General features: G+C 59.7%; 21 protein-coding genes, 1 tRNA gene, 2 rRNA genes and 2 pseudogenes (1 of these 26 only partly in view). 16 read left to right on the top strand and 10 right to left on the bottom strand.

The features are described from left to right. The 4 genes from WGT02_RS17860 to WGT02_RS17845 all read left to right on the top strand — a co-directional run. Positions 1-908: ribosomal RNA gene (locus tag WGT02_RS17860) — 23S ribosomal RNA — on the top strand (it extends 1,994 nt beyond the left edge of the window). Positions 909-1,090: 182 nt separating this feature from the next. Continuing rightward, a 5S ribosomal RNA gene (gene rrf / locus WGT02_RS17855) occupies positions 1,091-1,205 on the top strand. Positions 1,206-1,340: 135 nt separating this feature from the next. Next, positions 1,341-1,417 (top strand) — tRNA-Met (locus WGT02_RS17850). Positions 1,418-1,924: 507 nt separating this feature from the next. After that, the gene (locus WGT02_RS17845; RefSeq protein ID WP_024319097.1) at positions 1,925-2,866 is read left to right on the top strand and encodes a LysR family transcriptional regulator; all 942 of its coding nucleotides are present in this window, start codon (positions 1,925-1,927) and stop codon (positions 2,864-2,866) included. Here the strand turns inward: WGT02_RS17845 and WGT02_RS17840 are convergent. Next, the gene (locus tag WGT02_RS17840) at positions 2,817-3,554 is read right to left on the bottom strand and encodes an SDR family oxidoreductase (protein WP_208249772.1); all 738 of its coding nucleotides are present in this window, start codon (positions 3,552-3,554) and stop codon (positions 2,817-2,819) included. The genes WGT02_RS17845 and WGT02_RS17840 overlap by 50 nt on opposite strands. A gap of 615 nt (positions 3,555-4,169) precedes the next feature. Between WGT02_RS17840 and WGT02_RS17835 the strand changes: the two genes are divergently transcribed. After that, positions 4,170-5,230, top strand: a protein-coding gene (locus WGT02_RS17835) for an IS630 family transposase (RefSeq protein ID WP_208245220.1) whose coding sequence is annotated in 2 segments (ribosomal slippage) — positions 4,170-4,662 and positions 4,662-5,230 — 1,062 coding nt in all. Because the reading frame shifts where the segments join, the coding sequence is not laid out codon by codon here. On the opposite strand, the gene WGT02_RS17830 is transcribed toward WGT02_RS17835, so the two are convergent. Continuing rightward, a complete protein-coding gene (locus WGT02_RS17830) occupies positions 5,231-5,725 on the bottom strand; it encodes an NAD(P)H-dependent oxidoreductase (protein WP_208249773.1) in 495 nt (164 codons plus the stop codon). A gap of 69 nt (positions 5,726-5,794) precedes the next feature. After that, on the bottom strand, positions 5,795-6,313 hold the full coding sequence (locus tag WGT02_RS17825; protein WP_197901938.1) for an SDR family NAD(P)-dependent oxidoreductase: 519 nt from the start codon (positions 6,311-6,313) through the stop codon (positions 5,795-5,797). A 379-nt stretch (positions 6,314-6,692) separates the two neighbouring features. On the opposite strand from WGT02_RS17825, the gene WGT02_RS17820 reads away from it, so the two are divergent. The 4 genes from WGT02_RS17820 to WGT02_RS17805 all read left to right on the top strand — a co-directional run bounded on the left by WGT02_RS17820 (position 6,693) and on the right by WGT02_RS17805 (position 8,350). Further along, entirely contained in the window at positions 6,693-6,941 is a 249-nt protein-coding gene (locus WGT02_RS17820) for a CopG family ribbon-helix-helix protein (RefSeq protein ID WP_024319102.1), read from the top strand. Further along, entirely contained in the window at positions 6,938-7,228 is a 291-nt protein-coding gene (locus tag WGT02_RS17815) for a type II toxin-antitoxin system RelE/ParE family toxin (RefSeq protein WP_024319103.1), read from the top strand. Before WGT02_RS17820 ends, WGT02_RS17815 begins: the two co-directional genes overlap by 4 nt. A gap of 253 nt (positions 7,229-7,481) precedes the next feature. Beyond that, on the top strand, positions 7,482-7,715 hold the full coding sequence (locus tag WGT02_RS17810; RefSeq protein WP_024319104.1) for a DUF6429 family protein: 234 nt from the start codon (positions 7,482-7,484) through the stop codon (positions 7,713-7,715). A gap of 296 nt (positions 7,716-8,011) precedes the next feature. Continuing rightward, positions 8,012-8,350: a recombinase family protein gene (locus WGT02_RS17805; protein ID WP_263622817.1), complete on the top strand. Its 339-nt coding sequence runs from the start codon at positions 8,012-8,014 to the stop codon at positions 8,348-8,350. A 270-nt stretch (positions 8,351-8,620) separates the two neighbouring features. On the opposite strand, the gene WGT02_RS17800 is transcribed toward WGT02_RS17805, so the two are convergent. Next, positions 8,621-8,824 carry a hypothetical protein gene (locus tag WGT02_RS17800; RefSeq protein ID WP_024316134.1) on the bottom strand — a complete coding sequence of 68 codons (204 nt, stop codon included), beginning with the start codon at positions 8,822-8,824 and terminating at the stop codon, positions 8,621-8,623. Positions 8,825-9,234: 410 nt separating this feature from the next. Between WGT02_RS17800 and WGT02_RS17795 the strand changes: the two are divergent. From WGT02_RS17795 to WGT02_RS17770, 6 genes and pseudogenes are all read left to right on the top strand, one after another. After that, positions 9,235-9,654, top strand: a pseudogene (locus WGT02_RS17795) (acyltransferase family protein); the annotation flags it as partial. Positions 9,655-9,882: 228 nt separating this feature from the next. Continuing rightward, the gene (gene istA / locus WGT02_RS17790) at positions 9,883-11,355 is read left to right on the top strand and encodes an IS21 family transposase (protein ID WP_208245170.1); all 1,473 of its coding nucleotides are present in this window, start codon (positions 9,883-9,885) and stop codon (positions 11,353-11,355) included. Beyond that, positions 11,352-12,248: an IS21-like element helper ATPase IstB gene (gene istB / locus WGT02_RS17785; protein ID WP_208245168.1), complete on the top strand. Its 897-nt coding sequence runs from the start codon at positions 11,352-11,354 to the stop codon at positions 12,246-12,248. The genes istA and istB overlap by 4 nt, the downstream gene beginning before the upstream one ends. Positions 12,249-12,296: 48 nt before the next feature. Then, positions 12,297-13,055 (top strand): annotated as a pseudogene (locus WGT02_RS17780) (acyltransferase family protein); the annotation flags it as partial. 3 nt (positions 13,056-13,058) lie between these two features. Further along, positions 13,059-14,162 (top strand): glycosyltransferase family A protein, encoded by a 1,104-nt coding sequence (locus WGT02_RS17775; protein WP_208249774.1) that lies wholly within the window; start codon positions 13,059-13,061, stop codon positions 14,160-14,162. Between the two features lie 52 nt (positions 14,163-14,214). Next, positions 14,215-15,999, top strand: a complete 1,785-nt coding sequence (locus tag WGT02_RS17770) for an ABC transporter ATP-binding protein (protein WP_037070024.1) — start codon at positions 14,215-14,217, stop codon at positions 15,997-15,999. 151 nt (positions 16,000-16,150) lie between these two features. On the opposite strand, the gene WGT02_RS17765 is transcribed toward WGT02_RS17770, so the two are convergent. From WGT02_RS17765 to bcsN, 5 genes are read right to left on the bottom strand one after another with little or no spacing between them, the layout of a single operon-like run. Next, positions 16,151-18,448 carry a cellulose synthase gene (locus WGT02_RS17765; protein WP_208249775.1) on the bottom strand — a complete coding sequence of 766 codons (2,298 nt, stop codon included), beginning with the start codon at positions 18,446-18,448 and terminating at the stop codon, positions 16,151-16,153. Continuing rightward, positions 18,445-19,494, bottom strand: a complete 1,050-nt coding sequence (locus WGT02_RS17760; RefSeq protein ID WP_208249776.1) for a glycosyl hydrolase family 8 — start codon at positions 19,492-19,494, stop codon at positions 18,445-18,447. Before WGT02_RS17760 ends, WGT02_RS17765 begins: the two co-directional genes overlap by 4 nt. Continuing rightward, on the bottom strand, positions 19,491-22,010 hold the full coding sequence (locus WGT02_RS17755) for a cellulose biosynthesis cyclic di-GMP-binding regulatory protein BcsB (protein WP_208249785.1): 2,520 nt from the start codon (positions 22,008-22,010) through the stop codon (positions 19,491-19,493). Before WGT02_RS17755 ends, WGT02_RS17760 begins: the two co-directional genes overlap by 4 nt. Next, the gene (gene bcsA / locus WGT02_RS17750) at positions 22,007-24,199 is read right to left on the bottom strand and encodes a UDP-forming cellulose synthase catalytic subunit (protein WP_024316128.1); all 2,193 of its coding nucleotides are present in this window, start codon (positions 24,197-24,199) and stop codon (positions 22,007-22,009) included. Before bcsA ends, WGT02_RS17755 begins: the two co-directional genes overlap by 4 nt. 57 nt (positions 24,200-24,256) lie before the next feature. Beyond that, positions 24,257-25,144, bottom strand: a complete 888-nt coding sequence (gene bcsN, locus WGT02_RS17745) for a cellulose biosynthesis protein BcsN (RefSeq protein WP_037070019.1) — start codon at positions 25,142-25,144, stop codon at positions 24,257-24,259. 347 nt (positions 25,145-25,491) lie between these two features. Between bcsN and WGT02_RS17740 the strand changes: the two genes are divergently transcribed. Next, positions 25,492-25,980: a BON domain-containing protein gene (locus WGT02_RS17740; RefSeq protein WP_024316126.1), complete on the top strand. Its 489-nt coding sequence runs from the start codon at positions 25,492-25,494 to the stop codon at positions 25,978-25,980. Between the two features lie 76 nt (positions 25,981-26,056). Here WGT02_RS17740 and WGT02_RS17735 read toward each other — a convergent pair whose 3' ends face one another. Then, positions 26,057-26,929, bottom strand: a complete 873-nt coding sequence (locus tag WGT02_RS17735) for a dihydrodipicolinate synthase family protein (protein ID WP_231052293.1) — start codon at positions 26,927-26,929, stop codon at positions 26,057-26,059. Positions 26,930-26,943 lie beyond the last annotated feature (14 nt).

Raw genomic sequence — 26,943 nt, 5'->3', positions numbered from 1 at the left:
ACTTCCCCGCTGTCTCCAACATAGACTCAGTGAAATTGAATTCCCCGTGAAGATGCGGGGTTCCTGCGGTCAGACGGAAAGACCCCGTGCACCTTTACTATAGCTTTACACTGGCATTCGTGTCGGCATGTGTAGGATAGGTGGTAGGCTTTGAAGCGGGGACGCCAGTTTCCGTGGAGCCATCCTTGAAATACCACCCTTATCGTCATGGATGTCTAACCGCGGTCCGTTATCCGGATCCGGGACAGTGTATGGTGGGTAGTTTGACTGGGGCGGTCGCCTCCGAAAGAGTAACGGAGGCGCGCGATGGTGGGCTCAGACCGGTCGGAAATCGGTCGTCGAGTGCAATGGCATAAGCCCGCCTGACTGCGAGACTGACAAGTCGAGCAGAGACGAAAGTCGGTCATAGTGATCCGGTGGTCCCGCGTGGAAGGGCCATCGCTCAACGGATAAAAGGTACGCCGGGGATAACAGGCTGATGACCCCCAAGAGTCCATATCGACGGGGTTGTTTGGCACCTCGATGTCGGCTCATCGCATCCTGGGGCTGGAGCAGGTCCCAAGGGTTTGGCTGTTCGCCAATTAAAGCGGTACGTGAGCTGGGTTCAGAACGTCGTGAGACAGTTCGGTCCCTATCTGCCGTGGGTGTAGGAATATTGACAGGATCTGTCCCTAGTACGAGAGGACCGGGATGGACATATCTCTGGTGGACCTGTTGTCCTGCCAAGGGCATAGCAGGGTAGCTACATATGGAATGGATAACCGCTGAAGGCATCTAAGCGGGAAACCAACCTGAAAACGAGTATTCCCTATCAGAGCCGTGGAAGACGACCACGTTGATAGGCCGGGTGTGGAAGCGCAGCAATGTGTGAAGCTTACCGGTACTAATAGCTCGATTGGCTTGATCGTTCTCATTGACCATGCTCATCACAGGGCGAATGCAAAGCATTCGTCCCGACCCCGGCAAGCGCAAGGCGCTTGTCCGCTCAAGGTGATGTTAAGACGTGTTCACCCGGCGAACATCAAATGTTCGCCCGGAAAAAAGAGGTCGCAAGACCTCTGCCAGCTTCTCAATTGTTGCGCTTCGCTGACCTGGTGGTCATGGCGGGGCGGCTGCACCCGTTCCCATTCCGAACACGGCCGTGAAACGCCCCAGCGCCTATGGTACTTCGTCTTAAGACGCGGGAGAGTCGGTCGCTGCCAGGTCTGCTAAACGCAACATACAATCTTCTCATCACAACAAACGGCCCAAGCCGAAAACAAAGGGCCGCCCAAAGCGGTCCTTTCCGCTTTGAACACCATAACGCAGAGCGTATACTTCCGGGGACAACGTCCCCTTGGCGCGGGGTGGAGCAGCCCGGTAGCTCGTCAGGCTCATAACCTGAAGGCCGCAGGTTCAAATCCTGCCCCCGCAACCAACGATTCTTGCGAAAGCAAGGCACCCAAAACCCCGGCTTCCGAAAGGACGTCGGGGTTTTTCTTGTTCGCGGCGAACCGCGGGATCGCGGCCAGGTCGCCGCGCAGCACGATCGCCCGGCTCATCCTCGTTAACCAGGTGAGGCCTACGACGGACGGCCGTGCTCGGAAGTCGCTCGATCCTAGCGAATAATCTATCTCGACGAACAGATCGTTAGGGATCGCGATCCAGGACACCAGCGACACTAACAGTGACTTCCGCTTCTACCAGCCAGTCATCGGTCAAAGCCGTTTGCTGAATGGCTTTTGAATTCGTTTTTCAGGCAAGCACCCACTCTGCGAGAACCGTCATGGAGCTCGAGGCGGCTCTACTGTACCTGCTTGTCTGTGTTGACGACCGCCAGCCCAGGCTGCCTAGAAGTCCGCGGGATTTCCAGAAGAATGTGAGTGATTGTAGCCAAGCAAGCCCGGTAACATGAAATAATAGTTTATTGACGGAAGGCATTCTCATGCATCCAAAATTGCTCAAGACATTCCTTACGGTAGCGCGGTGCCGAAATATCACGCGTGCGGCCGAGGAGATCCACCTGGCGCAATCCACCGTGAGTGATCAGATCCAGTTACTTGAGACCGAACTTGGTACGACCTTGTTCACCCGCTCGAAGCTCGGCCTGGAGTTGACGCCGGCAGGTCAAACGTTGAGGCCCTATGCCGAAGAAATCCTGACGCTATCGGACGAAGCGCGGGCTGCCGTGGGCGTAACAGCCGGACAGACCGCCGGGTCGGTAACGATCGGCGCGCTGGAGACGATCGCTTCGGCGATGCTTTCACAAGTACTGTCGGACTTTCAGGGCGACCATCCAGACATCGAACTTCGGCTCAAGGTCGCGGGCAGCGGCGATCTGCTGCGCAAGCTGGAGGATGGCGAAATCGACGTCGCCTTCTGCTTCGACAAGGGCGGCCTCGACGAACGCCTCGTCAAGCGGATGATATCTGCGGAACCTTTGGTTCTTGTTGCTCCGCCGAAGGAAGCATCCACCATCTCGAGGGAAGGCGACTTGACCGCGCTTGCCTCGATGAGCTTCGTCGCGACCGAGGCCGGGTGCATCTATCGGTACCTGTTCGACAAGGCATTTGCCGAGGCTGGCATTGCGGCCCCGAAGCTTGCTGCCGAAGTCGGCAGCATCGGCACGATCGCGCGCCTCGTGGCGGCTGGGACGGGCATGGGCCTGGTTCCGCGCCTTGCGGTCGCCGACGCGCTCGATCGCGGCGAGATTGTCGAGATGCCTTGGCCGGGAGAGGTCGCAACAGCTTCACTTGTCATGATCTGGCGCCGCCGACGGGTGCAGCCGCCGGCGCTGAAACTGCTGCTGGCGGCTGCGAGCGAGAATTTCGCGCCGGTCAAATCAGCCGGTGGCCACCCTCGACATGCAGTATCGTCCCTGTCGTAAAGGCGTTGCCCATCAGAAAACTGATGGCGTCGGCGATATCGTCTGGTTGTCCGACGCGCCCGACCGGCAGTCGCTTTGCCATCGCGGCGAGCGTCTCGTCTTTCTTGTCGCCGGCGACGAAGCGCCAGATGGGGGAGTCGACCCAGCCTGGCGAGACGGCGTTGACCCGGATTGGCGCCAGTTCGATCGAAAGCGCCCGGACCAGTCCTTCCAGCGCGGCATTGACGGCGGCGACGACCGAGCCTCGCGCCGCGGGCCGATAGGCGGCGATGCCGGATGTGAAGGTGATGGAGCCGGTGGCTGACAGCACGGGTGCGCCGTATTTGGCCAGGAGCAGCGGCCCATAGAATTTGCTTTCCACCACCCTCTGGGCCACCTTTAGTTCGACCGAAGGCAACAGCTGATAGGCGCCTTCGATATCGGCTGCGGTGCTGACGATATGGTCGAGCCGGCCGACCTGCCTGAACAGCTCGGCGACCTGATCCTCCTCCGCGATATCGGCCGCGACCGTGTCCAACGCCGCTGGTCTCTGCAACGCCTCGCGGGCGCGCTTCAGCTTGTCCTCATTGCGTCCGACGATGACGACCGCCGCACCGGCGTCGAGGCAGCGCTTCGCCAGCGCAAAGCCCATTCCAGAGCTACCCCCGGCGATAAGAATTTTCGTATGCGCGACTTCATTATTTTCCATGTCTTCCGTTCCCTCGAGTGAACCACCTCCATTGAGAATTCGCAGATCTGCCTGAATAGAGGAAACGGAAGAACACGAAGGCGCCATCGGAATCTCCGATGACGACTAGACCGACGCCGATGGAGCTTGGGGTTCGTGCTTTATTAAATCCCCATCCCCGTTTCCGTCCACAGCGACAGGCGATGCCGCCGTCGCCGCGTGCCACGCCGTCGCCGTGACGGCCGAGCTGCCGTTCGAGCGACCGTGACCACGGAACGAGCTTGAAGATCATTCGGGACGAGCGGGGCAGCGTTCGGCGAGGCGCCGGTCGAGGAGTCGTCCAACACCCGCCGAAGTCGCTCGCCTAATCCGATAGGGGTGCGAACGATACAGGATCGCGCGCGAGATGAGCAGCTTTGCGCCTAGGCCACCCGCGCGAGTGACCGAGCTCAGCACAGATCATGTGCGAGTTGCCGTGCTTCGGCGAGCCAGGCGTCCCGCTCAGCAGCCGTGCTGGTCGCAACCACACCAAAGAGGCGACGTTCGACCTTATACCAGCGTGAGCGATCTCTGACTCTTTTTGAGGTTTCCAAATCAGTTGAGTTCTGAATCAATACCGCAAACGGAGGTTTGCGGATGACATCAGGAATTCCACTGCGCGATGACTTCGACGGCTTCGCTCTTCGGGCGTTGGCCAAAGGCACGAAGGATGCGGCACAGGCTCGGCGGCTTCTTGCCCTTGCCGAAATCTATGATGGCCATTCCCGCAGCGATGCGGCCAGGATCGGAGGCGTGACCCTGCAAATTGTCCGCGACTGGGTTATTCGCTTCAATGCGCGTGGCCCGTCGGGGCTCATCAATGGCAAAGCACCCGGCAATCAAGGAAAGCTTTCCGACGTGCATCGCCAGGCTTTGGCAAAGATCGTCGAAAGTGGCCCGATACCGGCGGTGCATGGCGTTGTGCGCTGGCGGCGCAAGGATCTTGCTCAATGGCTGTTCCAAGAATATCGGATATCCGTCGATGAAACGACCATTGGCCGCGAATTGAAGGCGCTCGGCTTTGCAAAGCTGTCTGCCCGCCCGCGCCATTACGCCCAGAACGAAGGCGACCTGGAGAGTTTTAAAAAAAGTTCCCCGCCACACTGGCAGCCATCAAAGGCAGGCTCCCGAAGAACGTCGAGATTGAGCTCTGGTGGGCCGACGAAGCTCGGATAGGCCAAAAGAACAAGATCACCCGGCGATGGGCACGCAGGGGAACAAGGCCTTCGGCACCACACGATCAACGCACGATGTGGACCTATATCTTCGGCGCTATCTGCCCCAAGAAGGGCAAAGGTGCGGGTCTCGTTCTTCCCTACTGCGACACCAGCGCCATGAACCAGCATTTGATCGAAATCAGCCAGGCCGTCGATGACGGCGCTCATGCCGTGCTGATCGTTGATCAGGCGGGGTGGCATGTCACGCCGAAGCTCGATGTGCCCGACAACATCACACTGCTCTTCCTGCCGCCACGCTCGCCCGAATTAAATCCCGTCGAGAACGTGTGGCAATTTCTGCGTGACAACTGGTTGTCCAACCGGATCTTCAAAGATTACGAGGACATCGTCGCCCATTGCTGCGACGCATGGAACAAGCTGGTCGCTCAGCCGTGGAAGATCATGTCGATTGGAATGCGTGACTGGGCGCACCGGTTTTGATTAGCGCTCGTTGGTATTAGGCACCCCGCAGTAGGCGAGAATGCATTGTCGCCACATGCGCTCCAGCGGATCGCCGAAATGCTCGCGTTCCCGATCCGGCAACGTATTGCCGGTGTTGAGGACGAGCGCAGCTCGTGTCGCCAGCAATCCGATTGGCTCGTCTCCTGCGTCCTCTCCCTTGGGGAATGTGTATGCCGCCTGAGGTGCGAACACCCGATCAATCCACCCCTTCATCATAGCGGGCGGCGCACCCCAGCAATTGGGGTGTACGACGGCCAAAAGGTCGCTTGTGATCAACTCTTGGATATGCCCCGTCACCACCGGATCGAGCGACCGAGCGCCGCGAGCCTCGGCGGCTGTGATGATAGGATCAAAGCCTTCAACATAGAGGTCACGAACCCTGACGTCGAAACCTGCCTCCGACCAAGCCTTCTGAACTTCATTGGCAAGTGCGTGATTGAAGCTATGGGAGTCCGGGTGACAGACCACAACCATTGCCTTCTTTGATCGCCTGTTTACGACCAATTCCGGTTTGCACGACTCCTGCACCTGCGATGCCCGTTCTCACTTCGCATCCGGCATTCTTTGACCCTGCCGGTACATGCGCTCAGGCTTGGTTCCGGCAAACTGTCCACCGTCGATCGGAACAATCGCACCCGTGATGAAGCTGCTATCATCGGAACCCAGCCACAGGACCGTCCTGGCGACTTCGTCGGAGTTGCCCAGGCGTCGCATCGGAGTCGCCATGGCGGCCTGACGTTGCGCCTGCTCACCAGACGCCTCGAGGTGATGGGTGAGGATTGGCCCCGGCGCGAGTACGTTCACCCGGATGCCGTGATCAGCATAATCCGACGCCGCAATCTTGGTCAGCGCTATAACGCCGGCCTTGCCGGTGACATAACCCGCGAGGTTGGCCACGCCCTGAACGCCCGCGACCGACGCCATGTTAATGATGGAGCCCCCACCGCTTGCCAGCATAGCCGGGATCTGAAACTTCATGCCGAGAAACGTACCGCGGATGTTGGTTCGAATGGCGCGGTCGAATTCGTCGACACTCATGTCGGCGAGGGGCTTCGGGTGCACCGCATCTCCACTACGACGACCGGCAAGATGCCTGCGCAGCACACTTCATGACGTGGTTGGCACCCTTTGCCAGGTCCTGAAAACCGCTGTCCGCCACAAGTGGCTCCGGAGGGCGGCCGGACCGCCGCCCTTCCACGGAGGCCGAGACCCCACGGTCCGATAAAGACACCCGAACGGGTGTCGTCACGAATCGCTTGCCGATTCGTCAGCCCGCTTGGCAGGCTTCATAAGGGAGCGGTCCTTGTCCCGCCACTCCGATCCCCGGCGTGGCCGGAGCTTATTCAATTCATCAAAACGAAAGTCGTCTCTCATGAGCAAAACCTTGACGAACCACGTTGGTTCACCAATAATTGAGGTGAACCAACGAAAGTTAGGTACCATGACTGCTGCTTTTACCGTGCGTGTTTCGGATGAAACCGCGAGCAAGCTTAATCAGATCGCGGAAAAGCTGGATCGCTCTCGTGCCTATATGGCCGCCGAGGCTATTGAGGCTTTCGTTGAGCAGCAGGAGTGGCAGCTTGCCGAGATCGAGGCTGGGTTGGCTGAGGCCGATCGCGGCGAATTTGCCAGCGCCGAAGATGTAGCGAAGATCGTTGGGAAGTACGTCAAGTCCGCCCGCCAATCATGAGCGGAAAGCGTATTCGCTGGACGCTTCGGGCGTTGCGGCGGCTTGACGAAATCGGCGCCCGTATTGAGCAGGACAATCCCGATGCGGCAGCGCGTGTGATTGCCAGGATCGTGACCGCAGTGGATATGCTTGCGGACTTGCCTGCAAGTGGGCGGCCGGGGCGCATCAAGGGTACCCGTGAAGTGGTGCTGGCCGATATTCCTTACATCATCCCGTACCGTGTCAGTCAGGACATCGAAATTATCACCGTCATGCACGCCCACCAACGGTGGCGGTCGGCATTCTAGTCGTCCCGATGGATTCAGAAATCGCCTTCACGGCAGTGACCGCATCGAGGAATTTACGCGGCTGGGGATCAATGTTCCGGCAGACTTCGCCGTCCTCGGCTGCGGCAATGCGGAGGAAGGATTTTATTGCCAGCCACGCCTTTCGACCATCCGACCAGAGTGGCTCGCCTAGGAAGAGGTTGGGCGTTACGTGACCGGTACGCATTCGGGGTGGGCTACAGCAGTCGAGCGATTTGCATGTTAGGATCGATCGATGGATATCGACGAGAACAAGATCGACGATGCTGTCCTGGCACTGCTATGGCTGACGCTGCATGACGGGCGTCGGGTATGGAAGAGTTTTGATTGGGATGCGACGGACCGACTGTTCAAGAAGGGTCTGATCGGTGATCCGGCGAGCAAGACGAAGTCCTTGATCTTGACGGATGAAGGCTTGCAGCGGTCAGAGGAATTGTTTCGGGAGTTGTTCACGCGGCGGCAGCAATAGCTACGGCCTTTTGGGCCGTCCAATGCCCCGGCAACAAACTCCTCGATCCTGTTTGCAGCATGGTCTGCGATCCGGGCCCCTATGACCTGAAAAGGAGATACATGCCATGACCGTGCCGCTGCGCGCCGCCCCCTATTTGCGCGTCTCGACGGCGCGACAGGCCGAGCAAGACGTCTCCATTCCCGACCAGCGCAAGCAGGGCGAAGCCTATTGCGCCTCACGCGCTTCAGGCTTGCGCAAACCTATGTCGAGGCCGGGGCTTCCCCACCAACGACCGCCGCCCCGAATTCCAGCGCATGATCGAGGCCGGGACCAGCAGGCCCGCGCCCTTCGATATTGTCGTGGTCCATTCGTTCTCGCGCTTCTTCCGCGACCACTTCGAGCTTGAGTTCTACGTCCGCAAGCTCGCGACGAACGGCGTCAAGCTGCTGTCGATCACGCAGGAGATAGGCGACGATCCCATGCACCTCATGATGCGGCTAGGGATCGAAAGACGAGCTTTTACGCGCGCTTGTCGCCATTGGCGGCGGGAAATCGGCGGGAACTGGCGTGCCCAGTTCTATACTGAAATGGCGGGTCGGGAGGGATTCGAACCGGGCATACGTCGACAGTCTAGGCCGCTGGCCTCGGGATAGGCTTTTCAACCAATCGCAGGAATCGTTGGTTGCGTGCCCCCGCAACCAAATCTTCCCAAGCACCCGAAATAACCAGACCCAGATAGCGCTGGCGATCGTAGCTCCTCCGTCATGCTCGATTCCGACTTCACGGCAGTATCGAGGAATTTACGCTTGAAGCGTTCCTCAAGCATCGTGGTTGCTTCCATTGCCGCCAGGATCGATGCGATGCGACCGTGAACCGCAAGCGTCGCGGGGTGGTGGTCCCGCGACGCGCGTCGGTACTTGATACTAATTTACCACAACCCGCCGAGCGAGTGCCATGACGTAGTCATCGGCGATATCAGCCAAAGTCAGGGCGACCTCCGGTTCATTCCACCCCGCCGCGAGAGCCCTTTGCACGAAATCGCGAAACGTCGCCGCGAGTACCTCCTCGCGACCAAGAGCTCGGCAGGGATCATTCGCGGCTTGCATTATCAGACGGATAGCTTTCATTGATGCGCCCCCTAACGGTTTGCCTTGTTGCACCAGAAGTGCATTCGTCATGCACTCCGACTCTTGCCATGCGCTATTATGCTTCTTTTCTAATGGCTTACGCGGTGCGTGTCGTTAGCCGCCGATCCCAAAACTTGCAGCGGCGTCCATTTCTGCGGCTGGGAGGACACTGGCCGATCATTCCCCTCGCTCAGGAACGATTGGAGTGACAACGCGTTCGATAGATCGGACTAAAGTCTGATACTGCCCCAGCGCCACAGTTTGGCCCGATTGCCCGGAATTTTAAGAAGCACTTTGGCACCTCAATCCGATCCATCCGGAACGGAATAAACAGCACAAAAGCGGGTCGTGAGAATGTCATTGGGAGTAGGCTCCGACGAGGCGAGCTCCCTCGAGACCAAGGGGGATCCATGCTTCATGCACGAGAACGGCAACTGGACGGACTTCGCACTCTCGCCGTCGCTATGGTCCTATACCACCATTTCTTCGCGGTCGATGGATCAGTTTTGGGTCATCTCGGCGTACGCCTCTTCTTCGTACTCAGCGGCTTCCTGATAACGCGGCTCCTTTTAGATGCACGTTCCGCTATCGACTATGAACCGGGCACTGCGCTGAAATCGTTCTATATTCGCCGCGCTTTGCGCATATTCCCTCCCTATTTTGCGATGTTGGGCTTCGTTTGGTTTGTAAACCTTGAAGGAGCTCGCGGTAGCCTCAAGTGGCACGCGGCTTACCTCTCGAACTTTTGGTATGCCCTCCACAATGAATGGATACCTTGGGTGTTGTGCCACACCTGGAGCTTAAGCATTGAGGAACAGTTTTATATTGCCTTGCGCGGCGACAAACAAGGTGAGACTCAGCGTCAATCAGGATGAGACTCGGCGGCGGGGGTGTGACGAAGGGAGGGCGTAGCCCGACTGGAGTTACACCCCCGCCGCGGCGCAATTTTTCGGCGTCTCATGATCGCGGTTGGCCCGGTAGCGTCGGTGATTTTCTGAGAATGGAGAATCACCTTTGTGCCGGGTCGCCATGTAACCGATCATCAGACGAGGCTTTTTATGAAGTACCGACAAAACAACCCCATTGAGGTCGCTGCCGCCAAGGCGTCGATCAGCCGGGCGACGGCTTACCGCATCGAGAAGGATGCGCGTCTTCCATCGCAGACCAAGCCGCCGCGCGACCGGCGTCGCCCCGATCCCCTTGAGCACATCTTCGACGCCGAGGTTGTTCCGCTCCTCAAGGCCGCGCCCGGCATCCGAGCGGTCGCCGTTTACAACGAGATGCTGCGGCGTCATCCAGAGCTGTCAGAAGGTGTTCGCCGTACGATTGAGCGTCGTATCCGATCATGGCGGGCTGTTCACGGTCAGGAGCAGGAAGTGATCTTCCGTCAGATGCACGAACCCGGTCGGTTAGGACTGTCGGATTTTACCGACATGGGCAGCCTCGGCGTGACGATCGCCGGCCAATCGCTCGATCATCTGCTTTATCACTTCCGGCTGGTCTGGTCGGGCTTCGAGCATGCCCATGTCATCCTGGGTGGAGAGAGCTTCGTCGCTCTGGCCGAGGGGCTGCAGAACGCCCTGTGGTCGGTTGGCGGTTCGCCGCTCTATCATCGCAGCGACAGCTTATCGGCCGCCTTCCGCAACCTCGATGCCGACGCCAAGGTCGATCTGACGCATCGCTACGACGAACTGTGCGCCCATTATCGCATGACGCCGACGCGCAACAACAAGGGCGTCGCGCACGAGAACGGCTCGATCGAAAGTTCCCACGGCCATCTCAAGAATGCGATCCGCGATGCTCTGCTGATGCGCGGAACCAGGGACTTTGGCGACCTCGGATCCTATCGCGCCTTCATCGATGAGATCGTCAGCCGCCGCAATGCCGCACATGGCAAGCGCATCGATGCCGAGCGCACGCATCTGCAAGCTCTTCCCGATCGTCGCACCACCGACTTCGAAGAGGTCATCGTCACCGTATCGAGCACCGGCGGCTTCGCCTTGCGCAAGGTCTTCTACACCGTGCCTTCCCGTCTGATTGGCCACCGGCTGCGGGTGCGTCTGTTCGACGATCGCCTCGACGTCTTCATCGGCGGCACGCATCTGCTGACATTACCCCGAGGCCGCGCCCACGCGAGTGGCAAGCACGATCAAGTCGTCAACTATCATCACGTCATTCATTCCCTGCGCAAAAAGCCGATGGCGCTTTTGGGGCTCGTCTATCGCGACAAGCTCTTCCCCAGGCCGGAATATCGCAGGACTTTCGACGCGCTCATCGAGCAACTGCCCGAGCGGCAGGCTTGCAAGATCACCGTGGAACTGCTTGCCTTGGCTCACGATCGCAGTTGCGAGCGTGAACTGGCCGAGGAGCTTGCCAAAACGCTCGACGCCCACAAACTGCCTGATCTGGCGGCTTTGAGAGCGGTCTTCAGCCCGGACCCGGATCAGTTGCCGATCGTTCATGTGCAACTCGCGTCGCTCAATGGTTATGAAGCCCTGATCGGCACGGCCTATGCGGGAGAGGTCGCATGAAGAGCAACATCCACACAGTCGATGAAGCCCGCCTCGGCATCATGCTCAACGAACTGAGGCTGCCGACGATCAAGACGTTCTGGCACCAATTTGCCGAGCAGGCCGATCGGGAAGGATGGCCTGCTGCCCGTTTCCTCTCGGCCATCGCCGAGCATGAATTGGCCGAACGCGCCCATCGCAGGATCGAAAGACACCTCGCCGAGGCCCACCTGCCACCCGGAAAGACGCTCGACAGCTTCGCCTTCGACGCTGTTCCCATGGTCTCCAAGGCCCAGGTCATGGCGATTGCAGCCGGCGATAGCTGGCTCGCCAAAGGCGCCAATATCCTGATGTTCGGTCCGCCCGGCGGCGGAAAGAGCCATCTCGCCGCAGCCGTCGGCCTCGCGCTAATCGAGAACGGCTGGCGCGTGCTCTTCACCCGCACGACCGATCTCGTCCAGAAGCTTCAGGTCGCGCGGAGGGAGCTTCAGCTCGAAGCCGCCATCGCAAAGCTCGACAAGTTCGATCTTCTCATCCTCGACGACCTGGCCTACGTCACCAAGGACCAGGCCGAAACGAGCGTGCTCTTCGAACTCATCTCCGCAAGATATGAGCGGCGTTCCATCATGATCACCGCCAATCAGCCCTTCGGAGAATGGAACCGCGTCTTTCCAGACCCGGCCATGACGCTTGCCGCGGTGGACCGACTTGTCCATCACGCAACAATCTTCGAGATGAATGTCGAAAGCTACCGGCGGCGTTCGGCCATGGAAGCCAAACGCCAGCGCGGCAGACCCGCCTCATTCGCGACAATCAAAAGCTCTTCCCAGCTTGTCGCGGAGCGGCAATCAGAACACGATGAAACTCTTGCCAGCGACAATCAACATGATAACTTCGCTCCAACCGCGACATAAGAATCTCATCCAGATTGTCGCTCGCGTCTCATCCTGATCGTCGCGCTATATATTGCCTGGCCGTTGGTGATCCTGCTGGCTCCCCGCCGCTTCATTGGACCGATTTGCGTCGCGGTCATCGCATTCTCGCTAGCGTATCGCTTCTACTGGCCGTTCACAGGCACACCCGCCCTCGCGCGTGACCTTCTTCCTCCGGCGTCGTTGGATGCGCTCGTAGCTGGCGCCCTCCTCGCCGTCCATCGAAGCAGGACTGAGGTTTGGCCCCGCTGGATGCGGGTAAGCGTTGCTCCCCTGACCGCCGGCGCCGTCATTTTCCTATGGCTGAAACCAGTGCCGATGACACCAGCGCTTGAATGGCTGACGTGGATCGGTGCGGAGATTTTTCCCATCATACCCCTCGTCATGCTGGTCGGAGGCTGTTCGTCGGGCCTACGAGGACCGCTCGGCCGCCTGCTGGAACTCCCGCCGATCACCGCGGTCGGACGCATAAGTTACGGCGTTTACCTTTTCCATCCGATTGTGCTTTCGCTGATCGTCAAGGCTCAGGCCTGGATCCCGGTCAATGTTTCGGAACAGGGTCCCGGTCGTTTTGTGATTGCGACCGCGGCCACACTGATGCTGGCTTCGATCTCCTGGACGATCTTCGAAAAGCCGCTCAACCAGCTCAAACGCCACTTCCCCTATGTCCGCTCCAGAAGCCAGGCTCACATTCCGTCGTCGAACAGGGCGAGTGAACCCGACGTACGAGCATACGAGGTTTCAGCGTACCGCCCAAGCTATGCCAACCGCGATGAACATGGGACTTAATAGATGCCTGATCCTCTGATCTCGGTCGTGCTGCCTGTTTACAATGGCGAGCCTTACATTGCCGCCGCGCTCGAAAGCATTCTGCGCCAGGACTACGACCGCTTTGAAGTCATTGCGCTTGACGACGGCTCGACCGATCGTTCGCTGGAGGTCCTTCAACGGTGTCGAAAAGCCGACGATCGTATCCGCATCGTCTCGCGGGAGAACCGCGGACTGATTGCGACGTTGAACGAGGGCATCGCCTTGGCGAGAGGGGACCTTATCGCCCGAATGGACGCAGACGATATTTCCTATCCATCCCGCTTTTCGCGCCAGGCCGCACTCTTTGCCAAGCAGCCTCAGCTCGCGATCAGTGGTACGGGCATTGATCAGCTTCTCGGCAACCGCGTGGTACGCGGCAGGCCAAATCCGATCTATCAGACCGGAGATTGGCACATACTGTCGACGTTCTTTACCATCTTCTTGCACTCGACCGTGATGTACAACCGCAAGGTCATCCCTGAAGACATGCTGGTGTATGACGCAGGCTATGTCCATGCCGAGGATTTTGATCTCTTCGGGCGCATTGCCCGGCAGTTTCCTGCGGCGATGATCGATGAGAGCCTCGTTGCCTATCGTATTCACCGCGACAGCGTCTCAAGCAGACACAAGCAGCAGATGCGTCAAACGCACCTGAAGATCGTCGCGGAGAACCTCGAACGACAATCTCTTTGCGACGATCCCGATGCGCTTCATGCCATCGGGGCAGCGGTTACGCCCGACACGGTACGCCGTGCTGCAAATTGCCTCCTCGCGATCGAACGGAAAATCGCGGAGCGGGTGGGTCCGACGCGTTCCAGCTACGCGCACGGAAGCTTGTGCTTCTTCTATTTCCTCTATCAACTTATTATTGACGAGCAGCGACCGGAGCTCACGCACGCGTTTTTAACGCTGACTGGAAAGTGGCAGCTCATCCGGCGTCGAGAACGGTACGGACTTCGGTCCGCTGCTTATGCGCCGTGGTTGTGCCGCTTTTCAGGCGGCGCGACCCGGCGACTGGATCTCATGGCGCGCTACTATCAATCGGTGCCCGCTAAAACCGTACAGTCGCTTCAAGGGCTCGCATAGTGGGCGTATTCCCCCGCGCCAGAGCCTGCCACCAGCTGAGGTCACGACAGCCATGCTAGAATTCGTTTGGTCGAGTTTTCGGCTATTGCGTCAGGCGCTCGGCCGGCAGATCTACCTGCTTGCGATTGTCGTCGTCTTAGGATTAAGCACCGCCGTCCTCGAAGGCACGGGCATCGGTCTCATTATTCCGATGCTCGGCATTATCGGCGGCGAGAAGGATCCCTCGGGGATGGCTGGGCTTTCAGCCGTCTTCCAACAGGTGGGCGCCGGTTTGGATGATCGGGCAAGGCTTATTGCGATCGCTGCCGCAATCCTCGGATTGATCACAGTGAAGAATGTGCTGGCGTTCGCCAACGCCGTGCTCACCAATTTCATCTACGGCAGAGCCGGCCACGCCATGCGAAGTTCTCTTGCCGGCCAGCTTTTGACGATTGGATACTCATTTTTTCTGCAGCAGAGCCCGGGGCGCCTGCTCAATATCATCTCCAACGAATCCTGGCGGGCTTCGGACGCAATACAGACAACCCTTGCGGCGATCGTAAACGCATCAGCCGCCGTCATCTTGCTCATCTTCCTCTTGCTTCTTTCATGGCAGATGACCCTGTGCGTCGCGCTGGGGCTCGTTGTAATCCAGGCTATTCATGCAATCCTCTCTGCCAGCCTGAAAGGGCCGAGCCGCAACGTCACGTCATTCAACAGTGAACTTGCCTCGAAGATGCTTCATCTCGTACATGCGGGGCGGCTCATCCGCGCATTCGGACAGGAACTGCGCGAAAAGGCACTCTTCGATTCCTCTTCAGATGCCGTTCGAAAAGCGAGTTTCGTTCTGCAATCCCGACAAGCGATATTGCCGCCATTGACAGAGATGCTGCATTCAGCTGTTTTTTTAACGGTCGTCGTCAGCGCCTGGCTTTGGGGCGTGAGTTTTCCGATTATCGTCGCTTTCGTGGTCCTGCTATATCGGCTGCAACCGCATGTGCGTGCGCTTCAAATGGCGTGGAGCGCGGTGCAAGGCTGGAGTGGTTCTTTGGAAGAGGTCAGATGGCTCTTGGATTCGTCTGATAAGCCAAAGCCACCGGCGGGCGACGACCCGGTCCAGGGGCTCCGCCAGCAGATTGGCTTTGACTGCGTAACGTTCAAATATCCGGGCTCGGGCTCGCGACCGGCCGTGCTGCGCGCCGCGAGCTTCGACATTCGCCAAGGTCGATCGACAGCAATCATCGGACGATCGGGCGCTGGAAAGACCACGATCGTCAATCTCCTTTGTCGATTTGTGGAGCCCGACGAGGGAGGGATTCTGATCGATGGCATCTCACTCAATCAAATCGATCCTCTCCAATGGCGAAGACAAATTGCGCTCGCCAGCCAGGACCTTGAGCTGATTGATGGTACAATCCTGGAAAACATCACCTATGGTCACGACGCTTCGTTTGCCGACGCTGAAAACGCCGCCAAGCTTGCTGAGGCGCACGAGTTCATCGAGAAACTGCCTGACGGGTATGAGACCGTGGTCGGTTACAGGGGAGCCACCGTCTCGGCAGGTCAGCGACAGAGGATCGCGCTAGCAAGGGCGCTCGTGCGAGATCCGGAAATTCTCATCTTGGACGAGGCCACGAACGCCCTGGACGGATTGTCGGAAGCTGCGATCGTCGAAACCTTGAAATCAAGGGCCGGCCGTCGCACGACAATCGTCATCAGCCATCACCGCAGCACCATTTCGTTCTGCGACGAAGTCGTCATACTTCATGACGGCAGCGTCAGGAATCAGACCTCTTTTGCCAAGGTCGCAACACTAAGCATGGATCAGCTCTACGAGCATGAAACGCCTTCTTCCTAGGAGAGATTGCGGGACTTTCGGCGGGGGCGGGCGTTGCATCGGGACTTGAAGGAATGAAGCGGCGCATCCGCTCCGGCGGAGTTCTGAGGCAACGCTGGTAACGGCCGTGGTTGCCTCCGGCGCACGCTAAGTGGCACTGTTCACGCCAATTTCAATCGACGGTGTCGGGATGCGTCGATGCCTTCAGATCGGCTAGACCACGGTTCGCGTCCTTGCTGCCGGTCGCCGCGGCGGCCGTGAATATCCGTTCCGCGTCGCCGTACATCTTCATGTTCAAGTAGGCATATCCCCGAAGCACCAACAAATCGATCGGCTCCTGGCGCAGCTGGGCGCGCTGATCGAGATATATCAAGGCCTCGCGATAACGCTTGGCGTCGAAGGCGGCCAAGGCCCTGTCGGCCAAGATCGCAATCTGCAGTTCCGCCGCGCGCTGTTGTGTCTGCGGCGCCCTTGTGGCTGCAACGGCGGCATTGTTGGATAGGCCGGCCCGCAGGTAGGCGAGGCTCTGGCCATAGGCCGCATCTTCGCGCGTTTTGCGGTTTGGACTGAGCAGCGCCGCCTCGAACGCCTTTACCGCCTCCATCGGGCGATCGATGTCCATCAGGCACCACCCACGCGACAGTGCCGCTTCAGGATGGAGCAATTGCGCATTGAGCGTGGTAGTGCATCCGCGCAACTGCCGCGCGCTGCGGCGAACCGTCACCGTTTGCATCGCAGGCTGGCGCGAGACCTCAACGCTGGCTGGCGGGTTCGCGGCCTCATCGAGACCAGGTGCCCTAACGATCTCAGGGGGCGAGGCGGCTGCGCCTTGCGGCGCCGTCTGCCCGGGAGCGGGCAGGGGAGGTTGCGTCGTTTGCCGGTTGGTTGTCTCGCCAAACTGGGCGATGCGCTCGGATTTTCCCGCCCACAGCCGTTGGATCTCGGCCACACCCGCCCGGTCGCGCAACTGCTGACGCGTGATGGCCAACCCGTAGGCGGACGGCTCGTCATCCGGTTTCCAGCGCAACGCCGTTTCGAACCAGCGCGCTGCCGTTTGCGGTTGGTTGAGACTGCGGGCGAACCAGCCGAATTGCTGTGCTGTCGGCACATATTTCTGGGCAATGATTTCTGCCGCGATGCGTGAAAGCACCTCTTCGCTGAGATCGGCGGGTGGCTGCAGAGCCATCAGGTTTGCCGTCGCCGCGAGATAGGTCGCGGTCGCATCCTTGGAGGCGCCACGCCATTTGTACATGATGTCCTCCGCCTCCTGGGGCTTTTTTTCCGCGATCAACGTCAGCGCCAGACCCTGGGAAGCAATTGCCGTGTCTTCCTTGTCATGGGCTGCCCGGAACCATTTCTCGGCATCCGCATAGTTCTCCCGGCGAAGCTGGTACCAGCCGAGAATAAGGCTGTCGGATGCCAGGCCCTCGGTTTCGGCAAGTCGTTGAACAATCGAGAGGTAAGCCGGCGCCACAACGAGATCGGGGTCATCGTTGCCAGCCGCGACGAAGCGGCGGGCAAGGTCATTGCGGATGCTGTCGAACTCGCGACCGCCGTTGCCATCGGGGCGTTCGAGCCCCAGGAGATCCTGCATCGTTGCGTAGGACAGCAAAGCAGACGCTTTCTGAATGGTCGCCAGGCGCTCCTGCGGATTCGTGCAGTTCTTGAGGATATACATATAGGCATCCCGGGCGCGGGGCGCGCGATCCGTCCTCGCGAAGGCTTCGGCAACCCGCCAGAGCACATCGATGTCGCTGCATGTCAAAAGGCTCGGCGTGTTGGCGCCGATCTGGACGACGGTTGCGTATTGCTTCAGGTCGGATGCATTGACGAGGCGTGCACGGGCTTCCGCGACATCCAGTCGGTCAAGCAAGTCGGGCGGCGGCTGCCATCCCGATTCGGAGACCTGTCGATCGGCAATAGCCTTGCGAAGCTCCGCGTAGCGTCCCTCCGAATACAGTTGCCACATCTGTTCCAGTTGCCTGTCACCGCTCTGCGGAACGGCCAGAGGGTCGGCGGGTGGCACCCAGTTCGGGTAGAGCGCCTGGAGGCGCGCGATCTCGGCCTGCAGTCGCGCCTTGTCACCACGGCTGGCGAAATAGCGCAACGCACTCTCGTCGACTTTCGGCTGAGCCGGCTTTGCTGGCTGACCAGCAGCAGGCTGCCCTTGCGGTGCCTGCGCGACCGTTACGGATTTTTCGGCCTCGTCACCGGCAGTCTCGCTCTCCTGAGGCAGCGGCGGGACCGTCGTTGCGGCCTGCAGCCGATCTGCAATCGCCTGCACGTCGATCTGAGGCTTGGGGCCGATCTCCGGCCCCGTGACACGACCCATGAGCATGAATTGTGGCGCGGGCGCGTGACCCGATCCGCCGAAGCCCAACATCTCCTGAAGTGCCGCACGATCCTTCAGGGCCGTCACCAGACCGGCCACCGCCACCGCGACAACAATTGCAACGGATGAGGATCTCACAGACACTCCGGATGCTTCTCCCCGACAAATGCCAACCCAAGAAGATGAAGGGTCGATGGATAATAGAGCGATGGCTCAAACTGCTGCGACGACTCAGGCAGCTTCGTTCCGTCTGTCACACAGGCCACGACATCGTTAACAATTCGATAACCCGGGTCCGACAGCAGCGTCTTTGGCTTGCCGGACGCGAGGTTGATCGTCGCCGGAGTGCCGTCCTCGGCGGTCATTCCCTGGCGTAATCTTGACAGCAGAGCCTTGTCCGAAACTCCCGCGCGAACAAGGTAGAGCGGTATGCGCAGGCTGTTGTATCCGAATTCCGCGTCGAAGCCCTTGGCGGGTTCCGGCATGTGATCGAGGCTCACCCAATCGGCGGGCAGCTTTCGTGGGCCGAATTGCATCGACCGCAACAGCGACAGGCCGTCATCCGACAGTTTCTGCCAAACGTTAGACGGCGCCAGCAGCGCCATGATCGGGATCGCCTCGTAGACCCAGTAGGAGGGATTGACGATGGGGCCGTCCTTGCGATCGGAGGAATCAAAACCGCTGACGCCCGGCAGCAGTAGCGTGTGTCCGCCTGAACTGACCACGACATGCGAAAGAAGCGCCTGGGCCATCTTCGCGGCCGCCTCGATATAGTCGCTTCTGTTCCAGGCAGACCCCGCAAGGGCCAGCGCATAGGCAATCAACAGATCGCCGTCCGACGCGTTGTTGATATCGGTGACATGCGGCGTAACGGCCGGATCCCATTTCCAGGCCGCCAGGCCATCGTCGCGCAGCAGCAGTTCGGTGCGCGTGAAATACCATATCTGCTCGAAGTCTGCGGGGCTGTCGGCAAGGTAGGCAAGCAGCAGACCATACCCTTGGCCCTCGCTGTGGCTGATATTGGCGTTTGCATCATCGACGATGCGGCCGCTGGCATCCAGGAACTTCGCCTTATAGGCGCCCCATGCCTGCGGGTTGATCCCCGGACCTTGCGCCTGCGCGGACTGGCAGGCGGCGGCAACCGCGAAGCTTGCGGCGCAGATCAGTTTCAACAGTCTCTTCATTCGCGCCTGCCCAGCCTGGAAAGCATGCTTGCCGTGGCAACGCCGATCAGAAGCGAAAGGACGACCAGAAGGAAGGCGTAGGACAGTATGTTCGTAGACAACCAGTTCGCAGCGATCAGACGATAATTTGAGATTGACCACGGCTGAGAGGCCACGAAATCGAAGCGACCGACCGGGACGCTTTCGACCTTGCCGGTCTTGCTGGAATAAGTGGTGATATGACCGGCGACCTGCGGCCAGTTGACCTGTGCGGCAACTGCCTCGGCGCCCTCACGCAGGTCCTCGGCGGAAGGAGCCGTGACGATGGTCCAGGACGATCCCCCTGCGGCGCTTTTGCCCTGAGCGATCAGGAAGCTGTCGTCGTTCGAGGGCGTGAAGGCTTCTTCCGACCCGGGCACGAACTGCAGCGAACTCAGCGAAATGTCGAAGTTGCGGCGAAGCCACTCCTGAAATGAGGTGATCTGCCCGCGCCATACTCCGCCGCTAACTTTCGAGCGCCAATCGTCAAAGGTCACGGAAGGTTCGGTCTGGTTCGATTGGGCCGCGGCGGGGGGCCGCCAAGAGGCCTGACTGCTCGCCGCTATGTTCAGCTGCGTCAGCACTGCCGGCGGCATCTGCGAGATCGATCCAATGAAAATGGCGTCTCGCTCGCCGATGGCGCCCGGCGTCGCTGCCGGCTCAACGTCGATCGGGCGGCCGGCAACGATCGCCATTTGTCCGAGCAGCGTAGCGGTCGCCGACAGTGTATCGCTATCAATCCGGTCGATGAAGAGGGGCGTTGGCTGCGTCGCGCGGTTATAGGGATAGCCGGTTCCAGATAGGCCGGCGAGGTTCGGCCGTTGCCCGATCCGGGCAAAGTCGGGAATGTGAAGCTCGCTGGTGTCGAAGAGCGCAAAGCGCGGTGCTGCGCCGGCCGTCGTGCCAGGCACGCAGACCTCGTCCTCTTTCGTCATCAGGATGGCTTCAAGCGACAGCGTGTTCAAACCCGGCTTGAAATGCCGCATCGTCACGCGAATGGGCAAGTGCCGGAAGATGCCCCCCCCTGTTGACGAAATGGGCACCGTCGATGCGATGTTGCCGTTGACATAGATGTCGATATGGCTGCCGGGCAGGACATTCTGCGTATAGGCTGCGTCGAGTAGTACTGTGGCTTCGCCATAGGCGTTCGCATAGAAATCGGACGGCACGGCGATATTGAAACTGGTACGGAAGCGTCGTCCTGAAAACTCCGTTGTCGGCACGCCCAGCTGCGCAAACGTCAGGTTCGCGGCGGAGAGAACGAGCGGCGCATCCGGCGCGCTCCAACGCTGGGTTACCAGCGTGTCGCGAACGGCCGTCGCTGGGCGATCCGTTGTCGAAACGATCGTGTCGATAGCGGACGAGATTGCTGGCCAGGACGGGCCGCTGATCAAAAGAACGGGTGCCCCAGACTTCGGGTCCGTCACGAACGAGGCCAGCGGCGCTGCTTGCGCGGCCGGCGGCGTCGCGATGACTGATTGCAGCTCGGCCGGCGTTCCAACGACGACAGTCATGCGACCCGCACCCGTTTGCGGCAACGTGTCAGGCGTGAATGAAAAGGTTTCATTCGGCATGCCGCTTAGAACCGCGAGGCCCTGGGCAAGGCGTAAGAGAGGCTTTGTCGTGCCCGGCTGCTCGAGCGCCGGTACGACGAAATTGAACTGCGTCTTGCCGGTTTCGTCTACACCGGTCGCGCGGATGGCGTCAGTACTGGAAAACTTCGCGGCCTCTTGCCCACTAAAGCTCAGATAGGTCTTTGCCGGGTCGATGTCCGTCCAAAGCTCATACGTCGATTGAACAGTGCAGTCGGTGCGATGGCGTTGGGTGGCTTCAAATGTCAGAAGATTCGCGCCCGGTTGTAGCAGTCCCGAGGGCACGTCGAAGGAGACGTTCGATGGCGCGTCCGACGAGGCGATCGGTTGTTGACCGACGATCCTGTTGTTCAGAAGAACCGTTAGTTGCGACGCCTCCGGGGCAACGACGACGGCATTTTGATAGGAGAAGTTGAACTTCGCTGGCGCGGCAGCCTGCTCTGGCGTGATGTAGATCGACCACGACCTGCGATCATACTCGCCATCCAGGCCGAACTTGGCGAAAGGGATGATGTACCTTTGAACCGAGCTTTGACCAGCTCGCTGGATGGGCGGTTGCGCAGGGCGTTGCGCCTGCGCCGGGACGACTGGTGGCGAAGGCTGCGGTCGAGCAACGTCGGCCGGCGCCTGCGGTTGCGATGGTGGCGTTGCCGAGGCTGATGGTGAAGCGGGTGCCATGGAGAAAGGGGTGGGCGCGGCAGGCATGGGCGCCACCGGTGTCGGTGCAGGCGATGCAGACCGCGGCGGCGCCTCTGCCGGTGCAGGCGTCGCCGGGAACGTCAGTCTCGGCACCATCGGCGCACTGCCCTGCTCACGTTCACCCGACATGTCGAAAGGCGGCGTTTGCGCATAGGCAACTACTGAAGCCGCGAGGAGAAACGCCAAGATCGATGTGATCTTTTTCATCGGTAGCCTGCCTTCGCGACCTGGCTCTGCCGCTCGCGTTCGGGCCGCATGCTGCGGAAAAGGTACACGAGGCCGCGGCTTGTCTGATAGAGCGACAGGCCGAGAAACCAGATCGTTCCGCGAATGAGACCTGGGTTGTGGCGGCGCGCCTGCTGGAACTGCGTCCACTGATCGGAATTCGCAAACATCAGGTCGGCGATCAGGCGGTGGTCGAGGGCGTTCTTCGGACTATATTGGCAGCCAACAGCCAGAATCTCGCCTGAAGGCTGGATATTGCGGACGATAAGCGGCAGCGTTTCGATGCTTGCGCCGCTGTGAGGCTGGAAGCGTATCTCGCCCTCGGCGCCAATCACCATCGGATCCAGCTGCTTGTTGAACACATGCAGCCGGGCACCGTGCACCGAGACGTCCTCGATGGATGCCGTGTGCCACTTGCCGTTGACCCCGAATTCACAACGCCGGTTTACACGCACGCGACGGGACGCAGCCCGCTCGCCACGTTCGGAAACGACGCCTAGGGCGCAGCCGGCCATGATCAGGTTGATGATGTTCCAGCCGCCGACCACCAAGGTCACGTCGGCCTTATACGGCTCGGCGTAGATACGAAAGATCGTCACCACCAGAGCAATCAGTTGTACGGCAAAGATGACGAAGAACGGTCGGCTGATTTCCGAAAGACGGCTGACCGCGATCGACTCGTCCTTCGCCGTAACCTTGAACGTTGGCTTTCGCGGATTGAGCATGACCGAAACCACTGCCGGGAGCAGGTGAACCGTCTGAACATACTCGTAGAGTTCCGAGATCCACGGCCAGCGGAAGGAACCGTAGAGGTAGTTCTGCATCATCAGGTTCACAAGCATGTATGCCAGCGTATAGGCAAGGAACTCGCCGCCCGATGCGGTGAAGATCTCCAGATCGAAGAAGAGGTAGAAAAGCGGCGCGAACAGAAAGATCGTGCGCGGAAACGGGAAGAGCCAGAAGAGCGTCGACGACATGTAGCAAAGGCGTTGCGGCAGTGTCAGGCCCCGCTTCAACAAGGGGAAGCGGAAGCGCAGAATTTGCATCATTCCCTGTGCCCATCGGCTGCGCTGGCCGATGAAGCTTGCAAAGGTCGCCGGCTGCAGCCCGGCGATCAGGGGCTTGTCCACATAGATGCTGTTCCATCCGCTGCCATGCAGCGCAAGGGCGGTTTCGCAGTCCTCCGTGATGCTGATACCGCTGAATCCGCCCTGGGATTCCAGTGCCCTTCGGCTGAGGACGGCAGCTGAGCCGCAGAAGAATGCTGCGTTCCATTTATCGAGACCGCGCTGGATGATGCCGTAGAACATCTCGTTCTCGCTCGGCATTCTCTCGAAGGTTCGAAGATTTCGTTCCAGGGGATCCGGGTTGATGAAGAAATGCGGTGTCTGGACAAGGAACAGCTTCGGATCGTCGTCGAAATAGCCGACGGTCTCGAGCAGGAAATCGCGTGCCGGCGCGTGGTCCGCATCGAATACGGCAATCAGCTCGCCGCTCGAATGCTTCATTCCATTGTTGAGGTTGCCTGCTTTGGCATGCTCGTTTCGGTCGCGCGTGAGGTAGCGTACGCCGAGATCCTCGCAGAGCTTCTTGAGCTCGTTGTGACGCGCCGCTGCCGCCTGGGCTTCGAGAAGCTTGTTGGAATTGCGCTTCTGCAATGTGCCGCCATCGTCCAGCAGCCAGACATGCAGCCTCTCAGCGGGATAATCCATGGCCTTCGCGGCGGCCAGCGTATTGGCGAGGAGGTGCGAGTCCTCGTTGTAGGAGGGGACGAACACGTCGACGTGGGGAAAGCGTTCTTCCTTGCTCGCCCGCGAAGGGCGCGGCGGCAGGGGGGTGGCGACGATGAACAGGCTGAGCGCCAGCATCGCCACGCTGTACATTTCCGCGAGGTAGAGCAGCAGACCGGGGATGAAGTTTTCTGGCTGATTGATCGGCGGCAGCGTGCTGGTCGTGCGCCAGTAGACATAGCGAAGAACAATTGAGGTGCCGAAGGCAAGCGCGATCAGCCTCCAGGTGCCTTCAGCCTTCAGCCCCTTGATGATCGCCATTACGGCGACGACGACAATGCTCGCAATCAGCTGGGTCTGCAGGTTCACTGGCAATGTGATCAGCGCGATCACACATAGAGAAACGAAGGCCCACGTAATGATGCTCCGGGCTTTATGCATCAAGATCCCTTTGACAATGCAGGCCGGGTGCTTGGGAACACCGCAGCCTTCCCACGTCTATCTTCGGCACACGGCCGTCATGGCCGAATCCCCTATACAGTCTGGCGACGGCACCGTTAGGCCGCTCGCCGTCGCGGATCTCGGTTGCGTCTGTTCGTTCGAAGGCACTGCTGACATGCCTGGCTGTGGCAAATCGCTCGAGGCGTCCGGCAACGGCACGCGAGGACCTGTCGGCAGCGGTAACTGGGCAGGCGCCTCCTCAGCTTTCGGCTGAACGCTGCGTACGCGAACGACACGCGATTGGATTTCCGGGCGGGCCGGTTCATAGCCAAAGGCCATCGGCATGTTCCTGTAACCGCCTTGGTCCGGATAGATCGGATTGCCAGGGCGCCCGAGCGTCGGATCAATACCCTGCGGAGATCCAAATGGATTCCAGATTTCTCCGTCCAGCATCCCGACGATCGTGTAGCCGTACATGATTCCAAGCAACTGCCTTTCGGTTGCCCGCGCATCGCAGAGGCGCAACCGCACCTGGATCATTCCGAAGTTACGCGCTTGCGTATGAGCGGATCTGCTCGAGCGGATCTGCTGCCAGCCATAAATACAGGTATCGCCCGAACCGCTCTCGCCCGAGGCATAGCCGAACGGTCCATAGCTGTTTTGTAGATAGGTCGTGGACCGCGTCATTTGCACGCCGGGAACGGCCACAAAAGCCTCGCGGATTATCCCGTTTTCGCTGATCATTTTATACGAGGCGTTTCCAGTACCGGGATTGGCTCCCGACGCGCCGAGGAACTGTACCTTGAGAAAATTCTGGCCTGGCACGGATGACGACGTGTAGAGCGAAATCATCTGCTCGGTGCCGTTGCCACGCTTGTGCTCGACGACGCTGACGATCGAGGGGCCGCCAGGCGGAGGCAAGGCCAGCGCCGTCTCGGCGGGCACCGTCTCGGAAATGTTTGGGGACCTGACGTTTCCCGACGACTGACATCCAACGAGGAGCCCGGCAAGCAATGCCAAGCATGACGCCTTCAGTAAACTGAACGTTTCGGGTCGCCGCAATCGTCTTTCCTCACATCCATGCGCAGATTTCGCGGTGGACTTCCGAATCAACGACCCTTGAGGCCGCTACCCATGGTAAACGACGATTATGGTTAACCCAAAGTTAATGTCAGAGCGGCAGCGGTAGCGATCCGTCCTATCTCCACGGTAGCATTGAGTACGACACAAGCTCCTGAACCATTTCGGGACCGATGAGTTTCTCCAAGACAGCGCAACCCATGGAGATCATCATGCCCAGGAACGATAAAGAACTGTCGCGTGAAGGAGACTATCGCGATTTCGAAGAGCGCAATATCGATGAAGGCTGGCCTTATGCCGACAAGGAGCCAAAGCGGCCCGCTCCGGCAAATCGCGCCTATGGCGAAGCTTCAGGTGACCCCGGCCGAGACAACAACAGCGGCTTGCGGGTGGACGGTGTGGACGAGAACGGCAACGAGAACCCTCTTAAGGACTCACTGCGCCCGGGGATGATCGATCGCGACGACAGCGACGAGCTGGAAGCGAAGGTGACGGAGAATCTCGAGAACATCCCTGATGTTGATGTCGATAGTATCGACGTTCATGCAGACGGCCATACCGTGACCCTCGAAGGAGAAGTCGAAACGATCGGAATGGCACGGAAGGTCGAACTCGCTGCCCTTGCGGTCGACGGCGTGCGGCATGTCCGGAACAAGATCGAGACGACCGGGGTCGACTCGCATATTCCCACGCACGATTGATCCGATTGCGCTCCTCAGTCAGACAAATGGGTGCCTTTCGCCAGACGTTCAGGGGGCCAAGGGCTGAGCAGTGCGCTCATTGGAAGAGTTCATGCAGTTCCGCGCGTGCGATCTTACTCAGCCGCTCGGCTTCGGCTTTTTCAATGGAACGGTATGGCCAACGGAGTTTCGTTCCAACCGGGCCCCACCCACCGATCGCACAAAGCAACTTGTCGAGCGCCGCATTCGAATAGCCCTGGGTCTGGCGAAATGGAACGATGTGGCTGTCCATGAACGCGCAAATCCGTTTCTCGATAGCCAGAGCGGCGTCGATATCTTTTGCCATGAGGTCGGTCCACCATTGGGCGCCGCGCGGACTGAGGCAGGCCACATTGGAAAACGCGCCGGCGGCACCGGCGTGTTTCATGCCGGTCGCAAGATGATGGCCGGGGACGAAAAGCGCGAGCGCCGAGAGGTGTTCGCGCGCCGCCGCATACCAATCCGCATCGCCGTCGGCGAGCTTAATGCCGACAACGCAAGGGGAGGGGCCGCAGATGGCGGCCAGGTCTCGGGGCGTGAGAACCCGCTTTGCATGTGGCGGATTGTAGAGGATCAGGGGGATGCCCTCGGCGCAGTCCGCCGCGCGCTTCAGGAAATCGATCGCCTCCAGATCGGCTACCGGCCACCAATCCGGCAGAATGACCTGGATCGCCAGAGGCTTCAGGGCCACCGCGCGTATGATCCGGGAGAGCGCGATCCGCGGGTCCGGCTGACACGCGCCGATCACGAAGGGTATGCCGGTCCCTGCGCAACGCTCGGCAAGCGTTGCCTGGATCCTGTCGAACTCGGCTTCGGTCTGATTATGGAACTCACCAGCCGTGCCGTTGGAATAGATGCCGTCGACGCCGGCTTCTACAAGGATGTCGATCTCTTCGCCGAGTGCAGAAAAGTCGATCTCGTCGTTCTCCATGATGGGCAACAGAA

The organism is Rhizobium sp. T1470 (genome assembly GCF_042140505.1).
GTDB classification, from domain to species: domain Bacteria; phylum Pseudomonadota; class Alphaproteobacteria; order Rhizobiales; family Rhizobiaceae; genus Rhizobium; species Rhizobium favelukesii.
This window is presented reverse-complemented; position numbering and strand designations above follow the sequence as displayed.